Origin of the sequence: Pseudomonas sp. KU26590, assembly GCF_026153515.1 — a bacterium.
In the GTDB taxonomy this organism is placed as follows: Bacteria; Pseudomonadota; Gammaproteobacteria; order Pseudomonadales; family Pseudomonadaceae; genus Aquipseudomonas.
Genome location: NZ_CP110644.1, coordinates 1,984,739 through 2,006,253, shown reverse-complemented (window position 1 = coordinate 2,006,253; position 21,515 = coordinate 1,984,739). Strand labels below are relative to the sequence as shown.

Sequence of the window (21,515 nt, the reverse complement as noted above, 5' to 3'; positions counted from 1 at the left end):
ATGGGCTTGAGGGCAGTTCTCTTCGACATGGACGGCACGCTGCTCGACACCGCGCCGGACTTCATCGCGATCTGCCAGGCGATGCTGGCCGAACGCGGCTTCCCGCATGTGGACGACAAATTGATTCGCGACGAAGTCTCCGGCGGTGCCAAGGCGATGGTCTCGGCGGCGTTTGCCATGTCCCCCGAGGCGCCGGAATTCGAGGCGCTGCGCCTGGAATTCCTGGCGCGCTATCAGACCGATTGCGCGGTGCACAGCACGCTGTTCGACGGCATGGCCGAGTTGCTGGCCGACATCGAGAAAGCCAACCTGATCTGGGGCGTGGTGACCAACAAGCCGGTACGTTTCGCACAGCCGATCATGGAGCAACTGGGCTTGTCGGAGCGTTCGGCGGTGCTGATCTGCCCGGACCACGTAACTAAAAGCAAGCCCGATCCGGAGCCGCTGCTGCTGGCCTGCAAGATGCTCGATCTGGACCCGGCCAGCGTGCTGTTCGTGGGCGATGACCTGCGCGACATCGAATCCGGTCGCGACGCCGGCACCAAGACCGCCGCCGTGCGCTACGGCTACATCCATCCCCAGGACAACCCCGATCACTGGGGCGCCGACGTGGTGGTGAATCACCCGCTGGAGCTGCGCCGGGTGCTGGACGATGCGTTGTGCAGTTGCTGAAGAGCCAGTCCGCGACACAATCCTGCGCTGTGCCCGTTACACGTCGAAAAGGAGCCCCCATGTTCAATTACTCCGCCCGCCCCGACCTGCTCAAGGACCGGGTGATTCTGGTCACCGGCGCCGGCCGTGGCATTGGCGCCGCTGCCGCGAGAACCTACGCGGCCCACGGCGCGACGGTCTTGCTGCTGGGCCGGACCGAATCGAACCTCAGCGCGCTGTATGACGAGATCGAGGCCGCCGGGCATCCTCAGCCCGTGGTCATCCCGCTCGATCTAGAGACCGCCCTGCCCCATCAATACGACGAACTCGCCGCGATGATCGAAGGGGAGTTCGGCCGGCTTGACGGCGTACTGCACAACGCCTCGATCATCGGGCCGCGCACGCCGATCGAGCAGCTCACCGGCGAGCAGTTCATGCAGGTGATGCACGTAAACGTCAACGCCACCTTCATGCTGACCACCGCGCTGCTGCCGCTGCTCAAGCTGTCGGGTGACGCGTCCATCGCCTTCACCTCCAGCAGCGTCGGGCGCAAAGGCCGCGCGTATTGGGGCGCCTATGGCGTGTCCAAGTTCGCCACCGAAGGGCTGATGCAGACGCTGGCCGACGAGTTCGATGGCCTTGGGTCGCTACGCGCCAACAGTATCAATCCGGGCGCAACCCGCACGGACATGCGCGCTCAGGCATACCCGGCGGAAGATCCGACCCGCAACCCGACGCCGGAAGAGATCATGCCGGTGTACCTGTACCTCATGGGGCCGGACAGCAAAGGCGTCAACGGACAGGCACTGGATGCCCAGACCCGCTGAACCCTGCGGGTCCTTCGGTGTTGGCTCATTAAAGGCGAGCGCACTGAACAGTGCGCTCCCTCAACTGAATATCTGACCGCTCCGGGCACCCTCCACTCGGCAGTTTTCCGGCGTCCTCTGTATCGCAATGCTGTTGGATCCGATACGTTAGTCAAATCCAAGGCGCGAAAAGGTATCGGACCTGTCACAATCCGCCGCAACTTGTTGATTGACAATACGTTTACCGCAGGCAGTCGACTTGGCACGAGTTTCGCTCTCTCCATTTCAAGCCCGTAGAGGCGAAGGAGCGAAACCATGAGTTTTCCAACTACCACCAATGCCATTGATTTCGACAGCGCCCGGCTGCAACGCCATGGTTTCGCGCCGCAGCACAGCCTCGTCCGGCCTGCCCTCGATTACGAGCAGCTCCGGCGTCAGCTCGATCTGCAACTGCAAACCAGCCTCGAAGCGGACAAGATCCTGTCGATGCTTTTCCAGAGTGTTCAGCAGCTCATCCCGCTGAATGCCCTCAGCTATAAACATCTGCCCACCGATCTGCGCCTGGAACTGGGCGAGCGCGCCCGACATAACGTCACCTACAGCATGACCCACGAAGGCGAGCAGTTGGGCGAGCTGTCGTTCCAGCGCGATCACCGTTTCGCCGAGCATGAGCTGGAGCAACTCGAGTCGTTGCTGTCGAGCCTGTTGTATCCCCTGCGCAATGCCCTGCTGTACCGCCACGCCAGCTTGAGTGCGCTGCGTGATCCGCTGACCGGCGCCGGCAACCGGATTGCCATGGAGCAGTCGCTCATTCGCGAGTTCGAGATTGCACGCCGCCAGCAGCAACCGCTGTCGGTGCTAATGCTCGACATCGACCACTTCAAGGGCATCAACGACACCCACGGCCACGCCACGGGCGACGAGGTGCTGCGGGCCGTGACCAACGTGGTCAAGGATCGCCTGCGCAACATCGATCAAGTGTTCAGGTTTGGCGGTGAGGAGTTTCTCATCGTGCTGACCAACACCAGCCGTGAGTCAGCCGCGCTGGTGGGCGAACGCCTGCGCAGCGCCGCACTGCAACTCACTTATCCGGTGAACGGACGGGCGGTGGACCTGACGGTCAGCCTGGGTTGCTCGACGCTGCTGCCGGGCGAATCGTCCGACAGCATGTTGCGCCGTGCCGACACAGCCCTGTACGCCGCCAAGCGCAAGGGCCGCAACCGCCTGGAAATGGCGGGCTGATGGATCAGGCGCGGGCAGGGATCCGGTGTTCACGTACCGGGCCGTTGCCTTCCTGGGATCGCTCCAGCGTCATGCACCGCTCAAGGAACAGGAACATGTACTCGTAGCTCTTGCAGACCGCCATTCGCAGGTCGCTCTGCAATTGCTCGCTGGGGTTGTTGCCGGCCAGGGTGCAGATGATTTCCAGCGCTTCCCAAGGGTGGGAATCGTCGTACTGGGCATGCATCTTCAGCCACTTCATCGCCCGCTTTCGTGTGTCCGGCGGGAACATGTCCGCGTAGGTGTCCTGAGAGCAGACAACGGCCGACCATTCACCGGTGGCACCTTCAATAGCGTAGTTGGTCGCCGCGATGGCCACCACCAGCGCATCCGACGAACAGCTGTGCCAGCACCAGTGATTCAATGCATGGAGTTCCGAGGGCACCAACTGCGCCTGCAAGTCTTCCAGGGTCACGCCGTGGGCGGCGCTCCAGTTGACCCAGTAATCGGCGTGGTTGAGTTCGACCCGAATGTTGCGCATCAACCATCGTCGCGCCATGTCTTCACCCGGGTGTCGGGCGAATCGGGTTTTGGTGAGGTTATGCGCCATATAGACCGCGAACTGTTCGACGACCGGCCAGCCACCAATCAGGTACTGACGCATGGTCTTAGAACTGAGCCGCCCGTCACGCATGCGTTGATAAAGTTCATGCCCTACCACCTTGGCCTTGGCATCACTGCAATCATCAATCAATTGCTGTGCCCAAGCGGGGTAACTGCTGGCATCCATCAGCGGACCGGTTCTAATGAACATATCGATCACTGTGTAGCTCCTTATGTGAGTTGCATAGGGTGTGTTCAGCGAAAAGTCCCGGGAGCGCTGAACAGCAGTGGGGTCTGCCTCGCGGGCCGTGCGTGCAGACATTCACAGGTGAATAATTGCGGTCGCTCGATGACGTAACCCTGAGCGTAGTCCACACCGATTTCCAATAACGCCTGCTCTATCTGGGGGCTCTCGACGAACTCCGCGATCGTCTGTTTGCCCATCACGTGCCCGATATGGTTGATCACTTCCACCATCGCCCGGTTGACCGGGTCATCGAGCATGTCTTTTACGAAACTGCCATCAATCTTCAGGAAGTCCACAGGCAAGTGCTTCAAGTACGCGAATGACGACATGCCTGCACAGAAGTCATCCAGAGAGAAACGGCATCCCAGACTTTTAAGTTCATTGATGAACCGAATGGCGCTGCCCAGATTGGCAATCGCACTGGTTTCGGTGATTTCAAAACAGATAAGTTCAGGCGGAATTGCGTAGATCTGGAACTGCTGTCGCAAATACTCGAGAAAGGCGTCGTCGCCAATGCTGGTCCCGGACAGGTTGATCGCACACACCGCCATCGGGCCTTTGCCGTGTCCGGACTTGAGACAGTCGGCGATGATCATGAAGACGTGCTGCACGACCCAGCGATCCAGGGTTGTCATCATGCCGTAGCGCTCGGCGGCGGGGATGAAACTGTCAGGCAGAATCATGCGCCCGGACTCGTCGCGCAGCCGCAGCAGGATTTCGATATGGCGGTGACTTTGCCCGGCGTTGCGGCCCAGCGCTGCGATCTCTTGGGAATACAGGCAAAAGCGGTTGTCTTCGAGGGCCATGTGCAGGCGCTGAATCCAGGCCATTTCACCAAAGCGGGTGGACAGATCGGAGTCGTCGTCGTGGTAGACCTGAACCCGGTTGCGGCCTTTTTCCTTGGCCATGTAGCAGGCCATGTCGGCGGCGCGCAGCGATGATTCGAGGGTGGTCGGCGCCTCGTCGATGTGCACCAGGCCAATGCTGACGGTGGTGACAAACGGCCGGCCTTTCCAGACAAAATGCAGGCTTTCCACGGTTTGGCGCAGGCTCTCGGCCACCCGTTCGGCGTCCTCCGGCGCGCAATGTTCAAGGAGGATGCCGAACTCGTCGCCGCCCAGACGCGCCAAGGTGTCGCCTTCGCGCACGCCTTGTTGCAGCAGCGTACAGATGTGCCGCAGCAGTTCGTCGCCTGCGGCGTGACCACTGGTGTCGTTGACCAGCTTGAACTGATCCAGATCCAGGAACAACAACCCATGCCGCGCGGGCTGCTCGGCCAGGTTGTTGAGGGCCAGTTCCAGGCGGTATTCGAACTCGCGGCGGTTGGCCAGTCCGGTCAGCGCATCGTGGGTCGCCTGCCAGGACAGGTTGGCGATGTACTGCCGCTCCTGGGTCATGTCATGCAACACCAGCACCGCGCCACTGACCTTGCCTTCGGTGCGGATCGGCGAGCCGACCAGGGCGACCGACACCGTGCTGCCGTCCAGGCGCTGAATCATTCTGGAGCTTTCGCTGCCGCCGCCCATATTGCCGCTGAGCATGCGCTCGATCAGGGTCGAGGTGTCTTTCTGGTCATTCTCGTCGAGCAGGCTGAACAGCGCGGCCAGCGGCAGCCCGGCCGCCTGTTCGTTCTTCCAGTGGGTCATGAGCTCGGCGGCGGGGTTCATGTAGACGATCGAACCGTCGACATCGGTGGTGATGACGCCGTCACCGATGGACTCGAGGGTCACCTGCGCACGCTCTTTTTCCATCTGCAGCGCAACTGCAAAGCCATGGCGCTGCTCCAGCAGTTTGTGGGTGCGCAGCAGTGCAAGGATGATCAGGCACACCGCGGTGGCGAGGTTGACCACCAAGAGAATCCGCAGAATAAGCCGCGAGCCCTCCCCCAGCGCGTCGCTGAAGGCCATGGCCGCCGGAGTGACGCCTTCGTTGATGGCGCTGATGCGCTGGCGCCAGCCCAGGACATCGCTGTGGGTGACTTCCCCTTCCTGAATCCGCGCGTGCATTTCCCGGGCGACCTCATCGAGCTGCACCAGGTAGTTGTCACCCACCTTCCACAGGTCGACGGCCTTTTCCAGGTAGCTGAAGTGCTGGAAGTTCAGGTAGAGCCAGATGATGCTTTGCGCATCGTCAGGATGGTTACCACCCTGCAGAATCCCCGCAGTGGCGCGCGCGATGTCGGGCACCGGCTGATCCATCGCCAGGCGCAAGTCATGGCCGCCCTGGGGAATGGCGATCGCTTTCTGGTATTTCTGGTAATTGATGTCGTCGCGGCTGTTGGCGTAGAGGTTCAGGTAATAAATCGCGTCCTTCTGACCCTTCGACCACAGGCTCTCGCCGCCAATGTAGCTGCGCACCGCCGACATCATGTACAGGCTGACGCAGCCCAGCAGTGCCTGTAACAGCACGACGGCGATAAATGGCCAGACGATGCCCAGAAGACGAGGCTTCTCGAGGATCCGCTTTTGCTTCATGGTGTCCCTTTCATCAGCACTGCCAGATACTCAGCCTCCCCACGCCAGGCAACCTTCCTGGAGCCTGAGAGACTTCGCTAATTTCCACGATGCAGCAGACAATCTCTCACATCTATTACAAGACGTAACCAGCCAATTGGATGAAGAGACGTAAATATGACGCTTTTCACATTTCCAGTCAGCGCCGAGGCAAAGCATAGCCCAAGAATTGACGTGCTCCAGGGGCGGTACGCCATTACAGCATGGCGTCCTGAAAACCCGACAGTGTGTCTCACACCTGTTGCAGGTGTCCGTAGAGCCTAGCGTACAGCCCGCCATCTGCAATCAATTGCTGATGATCACCGTCCTCGGCGATGCGACCGCCATCGAACACCAGCACGCGGTCAGCCTGTTTTACCGCCGACAGTCGGTGGGCAATGATCAGGGTGGTACGGCCACTGAGAAAACGGTTAAGGGCCTGGTGCAGGTTGTACTCGGTGGCAGCGTCCAGCGCGGACGTGGCCTCGTCGAGAATCACCACCTTGGGGTCGGCCAAGACCATGCGCGCGATGGCCAGGCGTTGTCGCTGTCCACCGGACAGGCGAACACCCGAGCGCCCGACCACGCTGTCCAGCCCTAGGGGCAGCGCGCGGATCGTGGCATCCATCTGGGCGATTTCCAGCGCCTGCCAGCAGGCGTTGTCATCCTGCTCGCGGCCCATCAGCAGGTTGGCACGGACGGTGTCGTTGAACAGCGCCGGGTGTTGCAACACCACCGCGACGTTCTCGCGCACGGTGTCCAGGCCGATCTCCTGCAAACTTGAACCACCGAAACGAATGACCCCGGATTTGGCGGTGTACAGGCCGAGCAGTAACTGCACCAGTGTGCTTTTGCCGCCGCCGCTGGCACCCACGATCGCGACTTTTTCCCCCGGATTGATCGACAGATCCAGTTGATCGAGGACCCGCTCGTCGTTGTAGCCGAAACTCAATCCGTGCACCTCGATGCCCACTGTCTGGCGACCCGCGAACGGATTGATTTGCCCCGGGTACTGAGGCTCATCCGCACGGGCCAGCAGCTCGTTGATCCGGGTCAGTGCGCCGCCCGCCGCATAGTAGGCGTACTGAAGATTCAGCAGTTGCTCGACCGGACCGATCATGAACCACAGGTAGCTGAACACCGCGAGCATGTGGCCGATGGACAGGTCGGAGAACAGCACCGTGAGCATCGCCGCAGCGCGGAAGATGTCGATGCCGAACTGAAACACCAAACCGCTGGCCCGGCCCGAGGCATCGGTCTTCCACTGGGATGACACCGCGTAATCACGCACTTCCCGGGCACGCAGGCCGAGCAATCCGAGGAAATAGCCCTGACGGTTGCTGGCGCGGATCTCCTGGATAGCGTCGAGGGTTTCAGTGAGCGCCTGGGTGAAGCGCGAAGTGCTGTCGTTTTCCAGTTTCTTGAGGTGTTTGACGCGCTTGCCGAGCTTCACCGTGGCGAATACCACCAGCGGGTTGAACAGCAGAATCAGCAGCGCCAGCTGCCAGTGCATCCACATCAGGATCGCAGCGGTCCCCGTGAGGGTGAGCATCGCCACAAGAAACTTGCTCAGCGTCTCGCCGACGAACTTGTCGACGGTGTCCAGATCAGTCACCAGATGAGCGGTGACGGTGCCGCTGCCCAGGCTTTCGTATTCGCTCAGCGAGATGCGCTTGAGCCGCTCGATCAGTCGGGTGCGGATGCGATAGACGATGTCCTTGGCCAGCCCGGCGAACAAACGCGCCTGAATCACGTTGAACACCAGCGCGCCCAGACGCAGGCAAAGTGTCGCCAACAGCATCAGGGCGATGTAGCCGACAGGCTTGTGCAGGCTTTCAGGCAAGAACTGATTCATGAAAATCAGCGCCGAATTGCCTTTGCCCAGCAGCACTTCATCGACCAGCAAGGGCAGCAACAGAGGGATCGGCACCGAGCAGAGCACGGCCAGAACCGCGACGCCATTGGCGACCCACAGCGACTTCCTGTGCTGCAGGGCAAGGCGGCGGATTTGCGCCCAGTTCAGGCGATCAGCGGCAAGACGCTCTTGAGTTGATGCAGCGCCATTGCGATGCTCCAGGTCGGGGACGTCAGGCACTGGCGTTGCGCTCCAACCAGCGACCCAGCAAAGGCCCGAGGACATCAAGAGACTGATAGCCGTTGGTCAGCAGCGCCAGTTGGCCGTTGCGCTCGGCGAGCATCGTCGGGAAGCCCGCGATGCCCAAGTCCTGAACCCAGGAAAAATCCGACGCGGTCGCGTTGTGCTGTTCGACGCTGTCGAAGGCTTCGGCGAACTCGATGCGCGGCAGACCGGCTTTTTCCGCCAGCTCGGCCAGCACCGAGCCATGGGTGACGTCGCGGCCGTGAAGGTAAAAGGCCTGCTGGATTTCTTTGACCAGCCGCCAGGCAACGTCTGGCGCCAGACTGCGCGCCGCGACAATGGCCCGGCAGGCGGGCGCGGTGTCGTAGACGAAACCGTCGGGCAAGGCGCCGTCAAAACGGAACGCCTGACCCGTGGCCTCGTGCACCGCTTGCCAGTGTTCGAGGATGTAGCGTTTGGTCGCCGGTTCCAGCGCCGCGCCACTGCCGGTGCGCAATCCGCCCACCACCAGATGCAACGGCACTCCCGCCGCTCCCGCCTGCTCGACCAATGCTTCGGCCACCGGAGAGAACCCCCAGCACCACGAACACATCGGGTCCATCACATACAGCAGGCGGGTGGACATGGCTCAGGCCTCGTTGCTTTGGTTTTCAGTCGTCTGACCGTCAAGCGCACGGTAGTTGCGACCGATCGGGTGCGGCTGATTGCGTGCTTTCGCCAGGTCGATCTGCTTCTGCCGATCGATGGCGCTGCGGCGGGTTTTCTCGCTCAGCGAATTCCAGCAATGCGGGCAACTGACGCCGGGCAAATAATGCTCGCTGGCACGGTCTTCTGCGCTGATCGGCGTGCGGCAGGCATGGCATTGATCGTAGTCGCCTTCGGTCAGGTCGTGACGCACGGTGACGCGATTGTCGAAAACGAAGCAGTCGCCCTGCCAGCGGGTTTCTTCCTTGGGCACTTCCTCAAGGTATTTGAGAATGCCGCCCTTGAGGTGATAGACCTCTTCAAAGCCTTCGCCGAGCATGTAGCTGGATGCCTTCTCACAGCGAATGCCGCCGGTGCAGAACATCGCGACCTTCTTGTGCTTCGTCGGATCGAAATGGGCTTTGATGTAGTCCGGAAACTCACGGAATGAAGTGGTCTTGGGGTCAACCGCGCCTTCGAAGGTGCCGATTGACACTTCGTAATCGTTGCGGGTGTCGATCAGCAGCACTTCAGGGTCGGCGATCAGCGCGTTCCAGTCCTTGGGGTCCACGTAGGTGCCCACGGCCTTGTTCGGATCAACGCCCGGCACGCCGAGGGTCACGATCTCTTTCTTGAGTTTGACCTTGGTGCGATAGAACGGCTGGTCGTCGCAGTACGATTCTTTGTGATCGATGTCGACCATGCGCGGATCGTTCTTCAGCCAGGCCATCAAGCCGTCGATGCCCTCGCGGCTACCGGAGACCGTGCCGTTGATGCCTTCTTCAGCGATCAGCAGCGTGCCTCTGATGCCATTGTCGACCATCGCCTGCAGCAGTGGCTCGCGCAGTGCGACGTAATCGGAAAGGGTGACGAATTTGTACAGCGCCGCGACGACGATGGGTGCGGTTTGGGTCATGTGGCGTCTCCAGGTGGTGACCCTCGCAAAGGGCCTACCGGGTGAGTGATTCAGATGAACGCGCGCCGAACGGGCAACGCGGCGCGGATTCTAACAAGAATCGACGACGGGCAGGCAGGGTGGTTGATCAGCGGGGGTGAGGTGGGGTCATCAAGCAGTTAGCAGCGACAACCAACCTGTAGGAGCTTGCTTGCCCGCGATCACAGCGCGTCAGACATCGAGATGTACCAGACAACATCGCATTCGCGGGCAAGCGCGCTCCTACAAAGGTCGCGCTTCAGTCATGCCCACCCGCACAGGTCGGGGAAGACGGCGCAGCGCCGAGCTTCGCCCATTCTTCCGGGGTGTAGGTGTGAAGCGCCAGAGCGTGGAACTCCCCCATCAAACCACCGAGCAGGCCATAGACCTTCTGGTGACGCTTGACCGCGTTGAGGCCGGCGAACTGCTCGCTGACCACCACCGCCTTGTAGTGAGTGTCCGTGCCGCGACTGTGCATGTGGCTTTCATTGAGCACCTGAAGGTACTCGGGCTGAAAGACCGTCAACGCGGATTCGATTCGCTGTTGCATGCTCATGTCAGGCTTCGCTTATGGCTTCTTGGCAGGAGCGGCCGGTACAGCAGGCTTGGCGCCGGCCGGGGTCAGTTCCTTGGTCATGTCGGCGAGCAGCTTGTTGACCACAGGCACCGCGCTTTCCAGTTTGCTCTGGGTCAGCTGGAACGACTGCTGGCTGATCTGCGGCATCTTGGCCTGGACTTTCTGGCCCAGTGGAGACTGGTAGAAGGCAACCAGGTCTTTCAGCTCGCTTTCAGTGAAGTTGGAGGTGTACAGCTTGACCATGTCAGGCTGCAGTTTTGGCCAGCTGATCACCTGATCCAGCGCGGCATTGGCCTTGCCCTGATAGGTTTCGAGGGTGGCTTGCTTGGACGCAGGTGCTTTGGTTTCAGCGAAACGCTGAGCGAACATCTGCTGGACCTGCATGTAAACCGGCGCACCCAGTTGATCGGCGTGAGCCAGTTTGAGGAACGCTACAGCACTGGCTTCATGGCTGGCGGTATCGGCAAGAACCTGGCCGCTGGCACATACCAGAGCAACCGCAGCACAAATGGCACGAAGACGGGTCATCGAGTTTCCTTATCTAGCAAGCGAGGCAGAACCCCAAGGCCGGCCATTCTGCCCCGCTTTGCGCATTTCCCTCAACCCCTGAACCTACGAGCGGTTATCCCGAGGCCCTGACGGACCCGCCCATACGCAGGTTTAGGGCGACCGGCCCGGGCCTTTTGTCGCACACTGGGCGCACCTGTTCCGACCGCGCAGCAGCTACCGGGAACCCCTCAGGCTTCCCGGTTACTAAACTGCGCACATCGATCTTAAGGAGAGAGTCCAGTGAGCCGTACCGAAACCGACAGCATAGGTCCGATCGAAGTCCCCGAAGACGCTTACTGGGGGGCGCAGACACAACGCTCTCTGATCAATTTCGCCATTGGCCAGGAGCGTATGCCGCTGCCGGTAGTGCACGCGCTGGCACTGATCAAAAAAGCCGCCGCGCGGGTCAACAACCGCAACGGCGACTTGCCCACCGACATCGCCAACCTGATCGAGCAGTCCGCCGACGAAGTGCTGCAAGGCCAGCTCGACGACCAGTTTCCCCTGGTGGTCTGGCAGACCGGCAGCGGCACGCAAAGCAACATGAACGTCAACGAAGTCATCGCCGGTCGTGCCAACGAACTGGCGGGTGGAGTTCGCGGCGGCAAGTCGCCGGTTCACCCCAACGATCACGTCAACCGCTCGCAAAGCTCAAACGACTGCTTCCCCACTGCCATGCACATCGCGGCCGTGCAAGCGGTGAAAGAGCAACTGCTGCCGGCGATCGCCGAACTGTCCAGCGGGCTGTCCGAGCAATCTTCACGGCACATGAAGCTGGTGAAAACCGGCCGCACGCACATGATGGATGCCACGCCGATCACCTTCGGCCAGGAGCTCTCGGCCTACGTCGCTCAGCTCGACTACGCCGAAAAGAGCATCCGCGCCGCGCTGCCGGCCGTGTGTGAGCTGGCCCAGGGCGGCACCGCCGTCGGCACCGGCCTCAACTCGCCCCACGGATTCGCTGAAGCAGTCGCCGCCGAACTGGCTGCGCTGTCCGGCCTGCCCTTCGTTACCGCGCCGAACAAGTTTGCCGCGCTGGCCGGGCATGAGCCGCTGACCGCGCTGTCCGGCGCGCTGAAAACCCTTGCCGTGACCCTGATGAAGATCGCCAACGACCTGCGCCTGCTGGGTTCCGGCCCCCGTGCGGGCTTGGCCGAAGTCAGGCTACCGGCCAACGAGCCGGGCAGTTCGATCATGCCGGGCAAGGTCAACCCGACCCAGTGCGAGGCGCTGTCGATGCTGGCGTGTCAGGTCATGGGCAACGACACCACGATCACCTTCGCCGCCAGCCAGGGCCACCTGCAACTGAACGTGTTCAAGCCGGTGATCATCCACAACCTGCTGCAATCGATCCGCTTGCTGGGCGATGGCTGCCGCAACTTCAACGAGCACTGCATTGCCGGCATGGAACCGGATGCCGCCAAGATGGCCGAGCATCTGGAACGCGGCCTGATGCTGGTGACCGCGCTGAACCCGCACATCGGCTACGACAAGTCGGCGCAGATCGCCAAGAAAGCCTACAGCGAAGGCCTGACCCTGCGCGAAGCGGCGCTGCAACTGGGCTTGCTCACCGACGCCGAGTTCGACGCCTGGGTGCGCCCGGAAAAAATGCTCGAGGCCGGCAGCAATGGCTGAACCCATCAGCGGCGCCACGCCACTGGAAGGCTATGGCAAACGCATTCTGCTGATCATCGGCACTCCCAAAAGCATCAGCCTCGGCCACGCGTTGGCCGAGGCTTATGCCCAGGGCGCGCGCAGCAAGGGCCATGTGGTGCGGGTGCTCAAGCTGGGGGAAATGGATTTCGACCCGGTGCTGCGCGGCGGCTACGAGTCCGCCCAGACGCTGGAGCACGACCTGCTTGAAGCCCAGCGCGAGGTGCACTGGGCGCAGCATCTGGTGTTCGTTTACCCGGTCTGGTGGGGCGGCTTGCCAAGCCTGCTCGGTGGGTTCTTCGACCGGGTGTTCATGCCCGGTTTTGCCTTCAAGGTCCACGGCAGGCACCACCCCTCCAATGAGCTACTGAAGGGCCGGACAGCCGAACTGCTGGTGACGATGGACACGCCGTCGAGATACTTCCGCTGGGTCTTCAAAGCCCCGGCCCATCGCCAGATGGTCAGAACGATCCTCGAATTCTGCGGGATCAAGACCACGCGACTGACCGAGTTTTCGCCGGTGCGCAGCTCTACCGAAGAGCAGCGCCAACAGTGGATTCGCGACGCTGAGGCGCTGGGCAAACGCTGAGGCGCAACCGTTGAAGCGCGGTGACTCAGTGGGGCCGTCGCCGGGAATTTGGCGCAGCAACGCGGTGCAGCGGCGTAAATTAATGGAACGCTTGTGAAACACTCCCTTCAAACCCTGTAACGTGGCGGCAGCAGGGCTAATGCCTCTTCAGCAGGCCATGCCATTCGGCTTAAAGGGTCAGTCGGCCAGCAGGACGTTTCTGCTTTTACTGCGGAAGATTTTCTTCACCGCCGCCGACATCCACTGCCGTTCATATGCCCAGCGTACTAACCCAGAGCCCGGAGAAGGCCATGTTAAGCAAGCGTGAACAAGATCCAGCACCCACCGTACGTTTCCGCAGCGACCGTGTTTCCCGTGTCAATGGCCAGTATTTCTTCAGCACGCGGGAAAATACCCTCGAAGGTCCCTTCATGAGCAAGGAAGACGCTGCGCGGGAAACCGAGGCCTACATTCTTCGCATGCAGGCAGCCAGGCCTTATCAGTCGGCCCTGCCCTCTTCGCTCCACAGCTGATCCAGCCCTCCTTTACGAATGATTGCGGCGGAAAGTCTCTTCACCCATTGCCGCAATCTGTCCGTCGATCAGCGCATCGAACGGACGCAACAAGCCTTCGAATGACGTCTCCGGCTCCAGCGTGTGCAGCGCATGGGCGATCGCCTCCAGCGTCGACAATGCGTCGGGACCCGGCGCCTTGCGCAGCCTATAGCGTGACGGCGGCGCGTTTGTCAGCACCACTCTGGGCAGCTCCGCCAACAACGGATTGAGGTGCAGCAGCTTGCGCGCCTTGCGCCAGGTGCCATCGGGTACCACAAGCAGCACGGGCACATCGTTGGCACTGATGGCTGTCAGGGAAACGGCCTCCTCCCCCGGGAATAGCAAACAGGCTCGGTAACCGGGCCGGCTTAGCCACCGGGCCAGATCCTCGAACACCTCTCCTACGTGCAGCTCCGCATTCTTCAAGCCAAGGGCTGCGAGGCGCGCCGTGTTGAGCGCGTGATTGACTTCGCTGGGGTGCTGCAGGATCAACACCCGCGTCCGGCTGCCCAACGAAGGTATCAGCGCACACAGGCAATGATCGGTTGGACGCAGGCAGCGTTCGCAGCGGGCACGGGACATCGTCGGTTTCCTACAGTGGATTGAGCTGCGCTTTCAGCAGATCGCGAAAGGTCTGAATCAGCGGCTCACGGCTGCGCCCGCGACGCAGGATCATCGAAAACGGCGCCTGATAGCCAAAGGTCGCCGGCAGCAAGACCCGCAAGTGCCCGGAATCCACCCACGATTGCGCATAGTGCTCGGGCAAATAACCGATATACGCGCCGGACAGCACCAGAATCAGCTGCGCCTCCATACTCTCGACCGTCGCGGCGCTGTGCTTGAAGCCGTGGCGAGCCAGTTCGGCCTGGCTCCAGTAGCCCCGTCCGACCATGCGTTGTTGGGTGATCACAGGTTCCGGGATGCGCCGTTCGGCATACAGCGTGTGGCGATTGCTGCAGTACAGCCAGTGCTGCTCGCGGTACAGCGGCTGATAGAGCAGGCCGTTCATGCGCGTGGAAAACGACCCGATTGCCAGGTCAAGCCGGTTATCCAGCACGCCCAGCTGCAGTTCGTAGGGACTCATCACTGCAAGGTGCAAATGCACGGCCGGATGCTCCGCACTGTAGGCGCCGATGACTTCCGCAAATGGCAGTGCGCGGTCACTGACCGTCGAGTCCAGCACACCGAGATTGAGCGTGCCGCGCAGCTCGCCCTTGAGCGCGGCGGCGTAGAGTTCGAAGCCTTCCAGCTCGCCGAGCAGGCGCAGGGTTTCCTGATGAAACAGCTCGCCCTTGCTGGTCAGGCTGAACCCGCCGCGCCCCCGATGGCACAGCACGATGCCCAGCGCCGATTCCAGCTGGCTCATGTAGGTGCTGATCGCCGACGTCGACAGGTTAAGTTCCTGCTGGGCACTCGCAAAGCCCTGATGGCGCACGACGCAGGCGAAGATGCGCAGCAATTTGAGGTCGGGGAGCGCGCTGGGCATGGTGGTTCCAGGGAGAATTTGCCGGGCAGCTTACCCGATACTTCAGGAATATCTGAACTAAGTATTTCGCCTGGCCGATTGTTCGCGGGGGGCCCGGTCAACAGAATCGGGGCCATGTCGGAAGCCCGCTTCCGCTCCTTTTGATTACCACCGATGAGGCATTCCCGTGGACAAGATTTTCCATCAACCACTGGGCGGCAACGAAATGCCGCGTTTCGCCGGCATCGCCACCATGATGCGCTTGCCGCACCTGCAAACGCCGGCAGGCCTGGATGCAGCTTTCGTCGGCGTGCCGCTGGACATTGGCACCTCGTTGCGCCCGGGCACCCGTTTTGGTCCTCGGGAAATCCGCGCCGAATCAGTGATGATTCGCCCCTACAACATGGCCACCGGCGCTGCGCCCTTTGATTCGCTGTCAGTGGCGGACATCGGCGACGTGGCGATCAACACGTTCAATCTGCTGGATGCCGTGCGCATTATTGAAGAGGCCTACGACGGTTTTCTCGAGCACGGCATCATCCCGCTGACCCTCGGCGGCGATCACACCATCACGCTGCCGATCCTGCGCGCCATGAAGAAGAAACACGGCAAGGTCGGGCTGGTGCACATCGACGCCCATGCGGACGTCAACGATCACATGTTCGGCGAGAAGATCGCCCACGGCACCACGTTCCGCCGGGCGGTGGAGGAAGGTCTGCTGGATTGCGATCGCGTGGTTCAGATCGGTTTGCGTGCCCAGGGCTATACCGCCGAAGATTTCAACTGGAGCCGCAAGCAAGGGTTCCGCGTGGTGCAGGCCGAGGAATGCTGGCACAAGTCGCTGGCGCCACTGATGGCCGAAGTGCGCGAGAAGGTGGGCGGCGGTCCGGTGTACCTGAGTTTCGACATCGACGGCATTGACCCGGCCTGGGCCCCGGGCACTGGCACACCAGAGATCGGCGGGCTGACCACCATTCAGGCGATCGAGATCATTCGTGGGTGCCAGGGGCTGGATCTGATTGGCTGCGACCTTGTTGAAGTCTCGCCACCCTATGACACCACCGGCAACACCTCGCTGCTGGGCGCCAACCTGCTCTATGAAATGCTCTGTGTGCTGCCGGGCGTGGCGCACCGCTGATAGCGGGGCTGGACGCATTGCTTTTGTAGGACCGGGCGCGCTGTTTTTAGTGGGACCGGCTTCAGCGGGGAAGAGGCCCGTAAGCACACCCTCAGATCTGCGGTGTGACGCCTGACGCCTTCCCGGCTAAAGCCGGTCCTACAATGTGCCCTGTGTGTCAGTGATATCGGGCCCTCTGCTTCTGTTGGGGCTGGATGCATTGCTTTTAGTAGGACCGGCTTCAGCCGGGAAGAGGCCCGTAAGCACACCCTCAGATCTGCGGTGTGACGCCTGACGCCTTCCCGGCTAAAGCCGGTCCGGCCATTTTCGCGCTGAGCCACCATTGCCACGCAGCGATTGCCCGCCGTTACAAAAAATCCCCGCACACCTGTCATTCCAGTCCCGCAAACTTGGGCTAGCCTTAATCCAAGACCGCCGGCGTTGTGCATCGCAGCGCAGGCTTTTCAGGGTGGTTGCTTTTGGGGATTCCTGCCACAACCCTCTGTATTTTGATGTTGGGGTGATTACCACTTGAATCAAATCAGAGGCCTGCCATGAAGCGTAACGATGTCAGACAGCATGTGATCGACACGATCGGGAAGATCCTCGTCGACAAAACCCTGATTCAGGAAGAAGAAGACGTGGTGCTGAATGCGCTTGAGCTGGATGAAGCCGACTTCAAAGAGTTTTTTTCGATTCTGCAAAGCGACTTTGGCATCGTTCTTCCCGACCAGATCAAAGCCGATATTGCAGCTATGTCAGCGCATTCACCTTATGGCCAACTGACGCTGCAGGGTCTGGTTGACCTGATCCTCGTCGAGAAAACGCTCCGAACTCACCACTGAGCCGCAAATGGGATCGATTCAGAAAAGTCGCTGAGGCGAACTGGAAGGTTGACCGAAGGGTCGGGAAAAATGGAGCGGGCTATCGGGCGATAGCGCCGCTTTTCAACGCGTCTGGCGACAGCGCTTAGCGCCGTGGACGACGACGCTCATCATCATTGCTGCGCACGGGAATGGGTTGCAGCTTTGGTGGCTCGATCAACCCGAGCGCGACGCCTACATCGTGAAGCCATTCTTGCAATTTGCTGTTCATATAACGCCCCCTTCAGGGAAATACTCGGCAGCCAATGTCTGAACTGCATGGAGCAGATCATAGTGCTAAGGCGCACTTTACGCCTGCTACCGAGTGTCGCGGCAGGATTTTTTTGCCTTACATGACGTTCTGACACTGCAAATCGCACGTCCGAAGACTTCATGCGACAAACGGCATGCCAGTCAACCTGCCACCACGGGCGTCAACGCCGCGCATTCATGGGCCTGGCGACGTCTGGCGAGCAGATAAAACAAGCCGCCACCGAGGAAACATCCTGTAAACCATGCAAAGTTGGCCATCGGCTGCAACGCCGGGATGAAGGTGATTGCAATGCCCGCCACCGTGGCCAGGATCAGCGCCTTGACCGCCGTGTAGTTCACCCCGCCGGTGTACCAATAGCGCCCGGTCGGCCCATCGTTGAACAGCGCGTCGACGTCGATCTGCTGTTTTTTGATGACGTAGTAGTCCACCAACAAGATGCCGAACAACGGCCCGATGAACGCCGCCAGCACGTCCAGCGTGTAATGGATAACGGCGGGGTTGTTAAACAGATTCCAGGGCGTGATGAAGATCGACGCCACCGCCGCGATCATGCCGCCTGCACCCCAACTGATCTTGCTGGGGGCGACGTTGGCGAAGTCGAACGCCGGCGACACGAAGTTGGCGACGATGTTGATGCCGATTGTTGCGGTCACAAAGGCAAACGCGCCGAGCAGTACCGCGACGTCATTGTCGATGCGCGCCACGGTGGCGATGGGGTCATGCAGCATCTCGCCGAACACCGGCAGTGTCCCCGAAACGATCACGACGGTGACCAGGGAGAACGCCAGAAAGTTGATCGGCAGGCCCCAGAAGTTGCCGCGACGGACTTCGGACATGCTCCGGCAGTAGCGGCTGAAATCGCCAAAGTTGAGCGTAGGACCCGAGAAGTAGGACACCACCAGCGCCGTGGCCATGACCACTTGGGAGAACGCTTCCCAGCCGGTCAGCGATTTCTCGGAGAGGGTGAAGCTGATGTTGGCCCAGCCCGCCTTCCAGACAATCCAGCCTGCGAGGATGAACATCACTGCGTAGACCACGGGGCCGGCGAAGTCGATGAACCGCCGGATCGAGTCCATCCCGGTCCAGAACACTGCAGCCTGTACCACCCAGAGCGCCAGAAAGCCGAACCACCCGAGGTAGGACAACCCTGCAAAGTGCGGGTCTGCGTAGACCGACATCTGCGGGAAGAAGCGCAGCACCACGATGATCAGCGCGCTTGAGGCCAGGTATGTCTGCACTCCGTACCACGCTACCGCGATCAGGCCGCGAATCACCGCAGGAATATTCGCACCGAACACACCGAAGGCCAGACGACAGATCACCGGATACGGCACCGCCGCCTGCTGACTCGGCTTCGCCAGCAGGTTGGCGATCACTTGAATGATGCAGATGCCCACCAACAGCGCGATCAGCACCTGCCAGCTCGCCAGCCCGAGTGCGAACAGGCTGGCGGCGAAGACGTAACCGCCCACGCTGTGCACGTCACTCATCCAGAACGCGAAAATGTTGTACCAGGTCCACTTCTGCGGCACGGGACCCAGATCCTCGTTGTACAGGCGTGGGCTGTAGCCCTTCGGCAATGGCGCGGTCATCGCATTTCTCCCTACTAAGGACGAACCGGCTCCCGACATCACACGTGCACACACTGCGTACGGGAGCGAGTGTGGGTTGTATACGAAGCGAGAGGCAGAATGCGTGCCATTGCCGACCTTACCCTTTGGCAAGGCGGCAAAACAGCGGGTTTCCAGCAACCGAAGAAACCGGAACGTTGGATTTTAAAAGGGAGGCAGTGCAGACGGCGCGCCTGCTGCCAGTGCACCGTGAGCAATGTCGGTGCACTTTGACAGGGCAGGAAACGGCCAAACGGATGAGCCAAATGTGTATACGATAAACGCTAGCTTTGTTTCAACTTATAAGCCCGTGCTGTCGCATCCTTGCGAAAAGCAGTTCCGGATTACTCCGGCAATTGCGCCAGTCCATCTGGGTCGGTCATCGCCCGCTCCAGCAGATCCGCCGGCAGACTCTTACTCGCCCGTGCACCCAGCAGCTTGAGCTGTTCGCTACGGCTGACCAGATTGCCGCGCCCCTCGACGAGCTTGTTGCGCGCGGCGCCGTAGGCCTTGTCCAGCTGCTGAAGGCGGTTGCCGACTTCGTCCAGGTCCTGGATGAACAGCACAAACTTGTCGTAGAGCCACCCTGCCCGCTCGGCGATCTCCCGCGCGTTCTGGCTTTGCCGCTCCTGCTTCCACAGACTGTCGATGACCCGCAGCGTTGCCAGCAGCGTGGTCGGGCTGACGATGACGATGTTGCGATCGAACGCCTCCTGGAACATGTTCGGCTCGGCCTGCAACGCTGCAGAAAACGCCGCTTCGATCGGCACGAACAGCAAAACGAAATCAAGGCTGTGCAGCCCCTCGAGGCGTTTGTAGTCTTTGCCGGACAAGCCTTTGACGTGATTGCGCAACGATAGGACGTGCTGCTTCAGCGCCGCCTGGGAAATCACCTCATCGTCGGCCGACACGTACTGCTGATAGGCCGTCAGGCTGACCTTGGCGTCGACAACCACCTGCTTGTCGCCGGGCAGCATGATCAGCACGTCAGGCTGGAAACGCTCACCATCGGGGCCTTTCAGGCTGACTTGGGTCTGGTACTCGCGTCCCTTTTCCAGACCGGCATGCTCAAGCACCCGCTCCAGAATCAGTTCACCCCAGTTGCCTTGGGTCTTCTGACCCTTCAGCGCACGGGTCAGGTTGTTCGCTTCGTCGCTCAGGCGCAGGTTGAGCTGCTGCAAGCGCTCCAGTTCCTTGCTCAGAGAGAAGCGTTCGCGGGCTTCGTTCTGGTAACTTTCTTCAACGCGCTTTTCAAACGACTGGATGCGTTCCTTAAGCGGGTTGAGCAACTGGCCCAACTGCTGCTGACTGGTTTCGGCAAAGCGCTGCTCGCGCTCATCGAAAATCTTGCCGGCCAGCTCTGCAAACTGTGCACGCAGCTCATCGCGGGAGCCTTGCAGGTCGGTGAGGCGCTGCTGGTGGCTTTCCTGCTGTTCGCGTAGCTCGGCGCCAAGGGATGCGCACTGGGCGTCGAGTCGGCGCAGCTCGGCTTCTCTGGCGGTCCGTTCGCGGCCCCAGTCTTCCTGGGCCTCGCGCGCGCCTTCATGCTGTTGGCGCAGCAGGTCCACTTCCCGGCGCAGCGCCGCAAGGTCCGCCTGCTTGACCGCATTGGCCTGGGCGAGATCGCTGATCTCGTCGCGGCTGGCGTCCAACTGTGCATTGAGCCCCTCCTGCGCCATCTGCGCGTTACTCAAGCGCTCGTCGAGCAACGCGGTGTCCGCCTCGCGCTGCGCCAGACGCCGCTGCAACTGCCACGCCAGCCCCAACAGGGGCACTGCCGCAACCGCCAAACCCAGCAACAGGCTGGTTAACTCAAACACCATAAAATCCAGACTCCGACATTCAGGCAGACAGCATTATGCGCAGAACCGTGCTCGACGTCCGATCCAGGTAAAAAAGCGCCATGTAAAGACAAAAATGCCAGCGAATGCTTCAAGAGCAGCGGGATAGAGCCAGCGCTTGGGACAATCCACAGAACCTGTGGATAACTCAGTGGACAACACACCTTAAGCTCTCGCAAACGCACGTAGAATGGGGCCTGCGTTCAAACTGACGATTTTTTCACCAGCGTAAAAAAACGATGGTTTTCATTGACTTAATAATTCGTTGCATAAAATCAAGCGGTTAGCGGCCGACGTGACAGTGACATGACAGGTACCTTTCGCAATGTGTACAAGTTGATTTCGTCTGCTCACAAGCCTGTTTCAGCAGCCACGGCAGCCACTTAAAATTCGCCGGAATAAGGCACGTGGCCACCCTTTCCGCTCGATTTGATGTAGTCTCTTTCGCCCTGTGTTACAGCACAGCTCCTGTTTGATTGCAAAACAGCGCTTGCTTTGCACCTGCAACTCCATTAGCATCGCCGCCGTTAGTACCAAGCTGAAAGTCAATTCTGATCGAACAAATCCCCCAATCCCGGTTAGCCACTGAGCGAACGGATTGAAAAAAGGGATCGATCACCTCGATGGTTTCCAGACATGAACTCACACGACCTGCCGTCTAAACGGAGGGGTGTGCAGAACACTCATGCTCTTATCAACCAGCCTGCA

The 21,515-nt window shown here is 60.7% G+C and carries 20 protein-coding genes; 8 read left to right on the top strand and 12 right to left on the bottom strand.

All coding sequences use genetic code 11. The features are described from left to right. The 3 genes from mupP (at position 1) to OKW98_RS09035 (ending at position 2,699) form a co-directional block, all read left to right on the top strand. Positions 1–672 (top strand): N-acetylmuramic acid 6-phosphate phosphatase MupP, encoded by a 672-nt coding sequence (gene mupP / locus OKW98_RS09045; protein WP_265388855.1) that lies wholly within the window; start codon positions 1–3, stop codon positions 670–672. A 59-nt stretch (positions 673–731) separates the two neighbouring features. Continuing rightward, a complete protein-coding gene (locus OKW98_RS09040) occupies positions 732–1,478 on the top strand; it encodes a YciK family oxidoreductase (RefSeq protein WP_265388854.1) in 747 nt (248 codons plus the stop codon). Between the two features lie 294 nt (positions 1,479–1,772). Further along, positions 1,773–2,699, top strand: coding sequence for a GGDEF domain-containing protein (locus OKW98_RS09035; RefSeq protein WP_265388853.1), 927 nt, complete (start codon positions 1,773–1,775; stop codon positions 2,697–2,699). A 4-nt stretch (positions 2,700–2,703) separates the two neighbouring features. Here the strand turns inward: OKW98_RS09035 and OKW98_RS09030 are convergent, their stop codons facing one another. The 7 genes from OKW98_RS09030 to OKW98_RS09000 form a co-directional block, all read right to left on the bottom strand. Then, positions 2,704–3,501: a TenA family transcriptional regulator gene (locus OKW98_RS09030; RefSeq protein ID WP_265388852.1), complete on the bottom strand. Its 798-nt coding sequence runs from the start codon at positions 3,499–3,501 to the stop codon at positions 2,704–2,706. Positions 3,502–3,536: 35 nt separating this feature from the next. Beyond that, entirely contained in the window at positions 3,537–6,002 is a 2,466-nt protein-coding gene (locus OKW98_RS09025; RefSeq protein ID WP_265388851.1) for an EAL domain-containing protein, read from the bottom strand. 271 nt (positions 6,003–6,273) lie between these two features. Further along, entirely contained in the window at positions 6,274–8,160 is a 1,887-nt protein-coding gene (locus tag OKW98_RS09020; protein WP_265388850.1) for an ABC transporter ATP-binding protein, read from the bottom strand. Further along, a complete protein-coding gene (locus OKW98_RS09015; RefSeq protein ID WP_265388849.1) occupies positions 8,108–8,743 on the bottom strand; it encodes a DsbA family protein in 636 nt (211 codons plus the stop codon). Before OKW98_RS09015 ends, OKW98_RS09020 begins: the two co-directional genes overlap by 53 nt. Before the next feature lie 3 nt (positions 8,744–8,746). Further along, on the bottom strand, positions 8,747–9,718 hold the full coding sequence (locus tag OKW98_RS09010; protein ID WP_265388848.1) for a rhodanese-related sulfurtransferase: 972 nt from the start codon (positions 9,716–9,718) through the stop codon (positions 8,747–8,749). Between the two features lie 277 nt (positions 9,719–9,995). Beyond that, entirely contained in the window at positions 9,996–10,292 is a 297-nt protein-coding gene (locus tag OKW98_RS09005; protein WP_065992949.1) for a BolA family protein, read from the bottom strand. A gap of 12 nt (positions 10,293–10,304) precedes the next feature. Beyond that, positions 10,305–10,841, bottom strand: coding sequence for a DUF2059 domain-containing protein (locus tag OKW98_RS09000; RefSeq protein ID WP_265388847.1), 537 nt, complete (start codon positions 10,839–10,841; stop codon positions 10,305–10,307). A 261-nt stretch (positions 10,842–11,102) separates the two neighbouring features. Between OKW98_RS09000 and OKW98_RS08995 the strand changes: the two genes are divergently transcribed. The 3 genes from OKW98_RS08995 to OKW98_RS08985 all read left to right on the top strand — a co-directional run bounded on the left by OKW98_RS08995 (position 11,103) and on the right by OKW98_RS08985 (position 13,616). Continuing rightward, positions 11,103–12,497, top strand: coding sequence for a class II fumarate hydratase (locus tag OKW98_RS08995; RefSeq protein WP_265388846.1), 1,395 nt, complete (start codon positions 11,103–11,105; stop codon positions 12,495–12,497). After that, positions 12,490–13,104 carry an NAD(P)H-dependent oxidoreductase gene (locus OKW98_RS08990; RefSeq protein WP_265388845.1) on the top strand — a complete coding sequence of 205 codons (615 nt, stop codon included), beginning with the start codon at positions 12,490–12,492 and terminating at the stop codon, positions 13,102–13,104. The genes OKW98_RS08995 and OKW98_RS08990 overlap by 8 nt, the downstream gene beginning before the upstream one ends. A 290-nt stretch (positions 13,105–13,394) precedes the next feature. Continuing rightward, positions 13,395–13,616, top strand: coding sequence for a DUF6316 family protein (locus OKW98_RS08985; RefSeq protein ID WP_265388844.1), 222 nt, complete (start codon positions 13,395–13,397; stop codon positions 13,614–13,616). A 12-nt stretch (positions 13,617–13,628) separates the two neighbouring features. Here OKW98_RS08985 and OKW98_RS08980 read toward each other — a convergent pair whose 3' ends face one another. Further along, positions 13,629–14,219: a tRNA-uridine aminocarboxypropyltransferase gene (locus OKW98_RS08980; RefSeq protein ID WP_265388843.1), complete on the bottom strand. Its 591-nt coding sequence runs from the start codon at positions 14,217–14,219 to the stop codon at positions 13,629–13,631. 10 nt (positions 14,220–14,229) lie between these two features. Next, positions 14,230–15,123, bottom strand: coding sequence for a LysR family transcriptional regulator (locus tag OKW98_RS08975; RefSeq protein ID WP_265388842.1), 894 nt, complete (start codon positions 15,121–15,123; stop codon positions 14,230–14,232). Between the two features lie 166 nt (positions 15,124–15,289). Between OKW98_RS08975 and speB the strand changes: the two genes are divergently transcribed. Further along, positions 15,290–16,240 carry an agmatinase gene (gene speB / locus OKW98_RS08970; RefSeq protein ID WP_265388841.1) on the top strand — a complete coding sequence of 317 codons (951 nt, stop codon included), beginning with the start codon at positions 15,290–15,292 and terminating at the stop codon, positions 16,238–16,240. 560 nt (positions 16,241–16,800) lie between these two features. Beyond that, entirely contained in the window at positions 16,801–17,064 is a 264-nt protein-coding gene (locus tag OKW98_RS08965; RefSeq protein ID WP_265388840.1) for a hypothetical protein, read from the top strand. 124 nt (positions 17,065–17,188) lie between these two features. Here the strand turns inward: OKW98_RS08965 and OKW98_RS08960 are convergent, their stop codons facing one another. From OKW98_RS08960 to rmuC, 3 genes are all read right to left on the bottom strand, one after another. Further along, on the bottom strand, positions 17,189–17,314 hold the full coding sequence (locus OKW98_RS08960; RefSeq protein WP_265388839.1) for a PA1414 family protein: 126 nt from the start codon (positions 17,312–17,314) through the stop codon (positions 17,189–17,191). Between the two features lie 182 nt (positions 17,315–17,496). Continuing rightward, positions 17,497–18,948 carry an NCS1 family nucleobase:cation symporter-1 gene (locus tag OKW98_RS08955; RefSeq protein WP_265388838.1) on the bottom strand — a complete coding sequence of 484 codons (1,452 nt, stop codon included), beginning with the start codon at positions 18,946–18,948 and terminating at the stop codon, positions 17,497–17,499. Positions 18,949–19,310: 362 nt separating this feature from the next. Beyond that, positions 19,311–20,675: a DNA recombination protein RmuC gene (gene rmuC, locus OKW98_RS08950; RefSeq protein ID WP_265389686.1), complete on the bottom strand. Its 1,365-nt coding sequence runs from the start codon at positions 20,673–20,675 to the stop codon at positions 19,311–19,313. Positions 20,676–21,515: the final 840 nt, after the last annotated feature.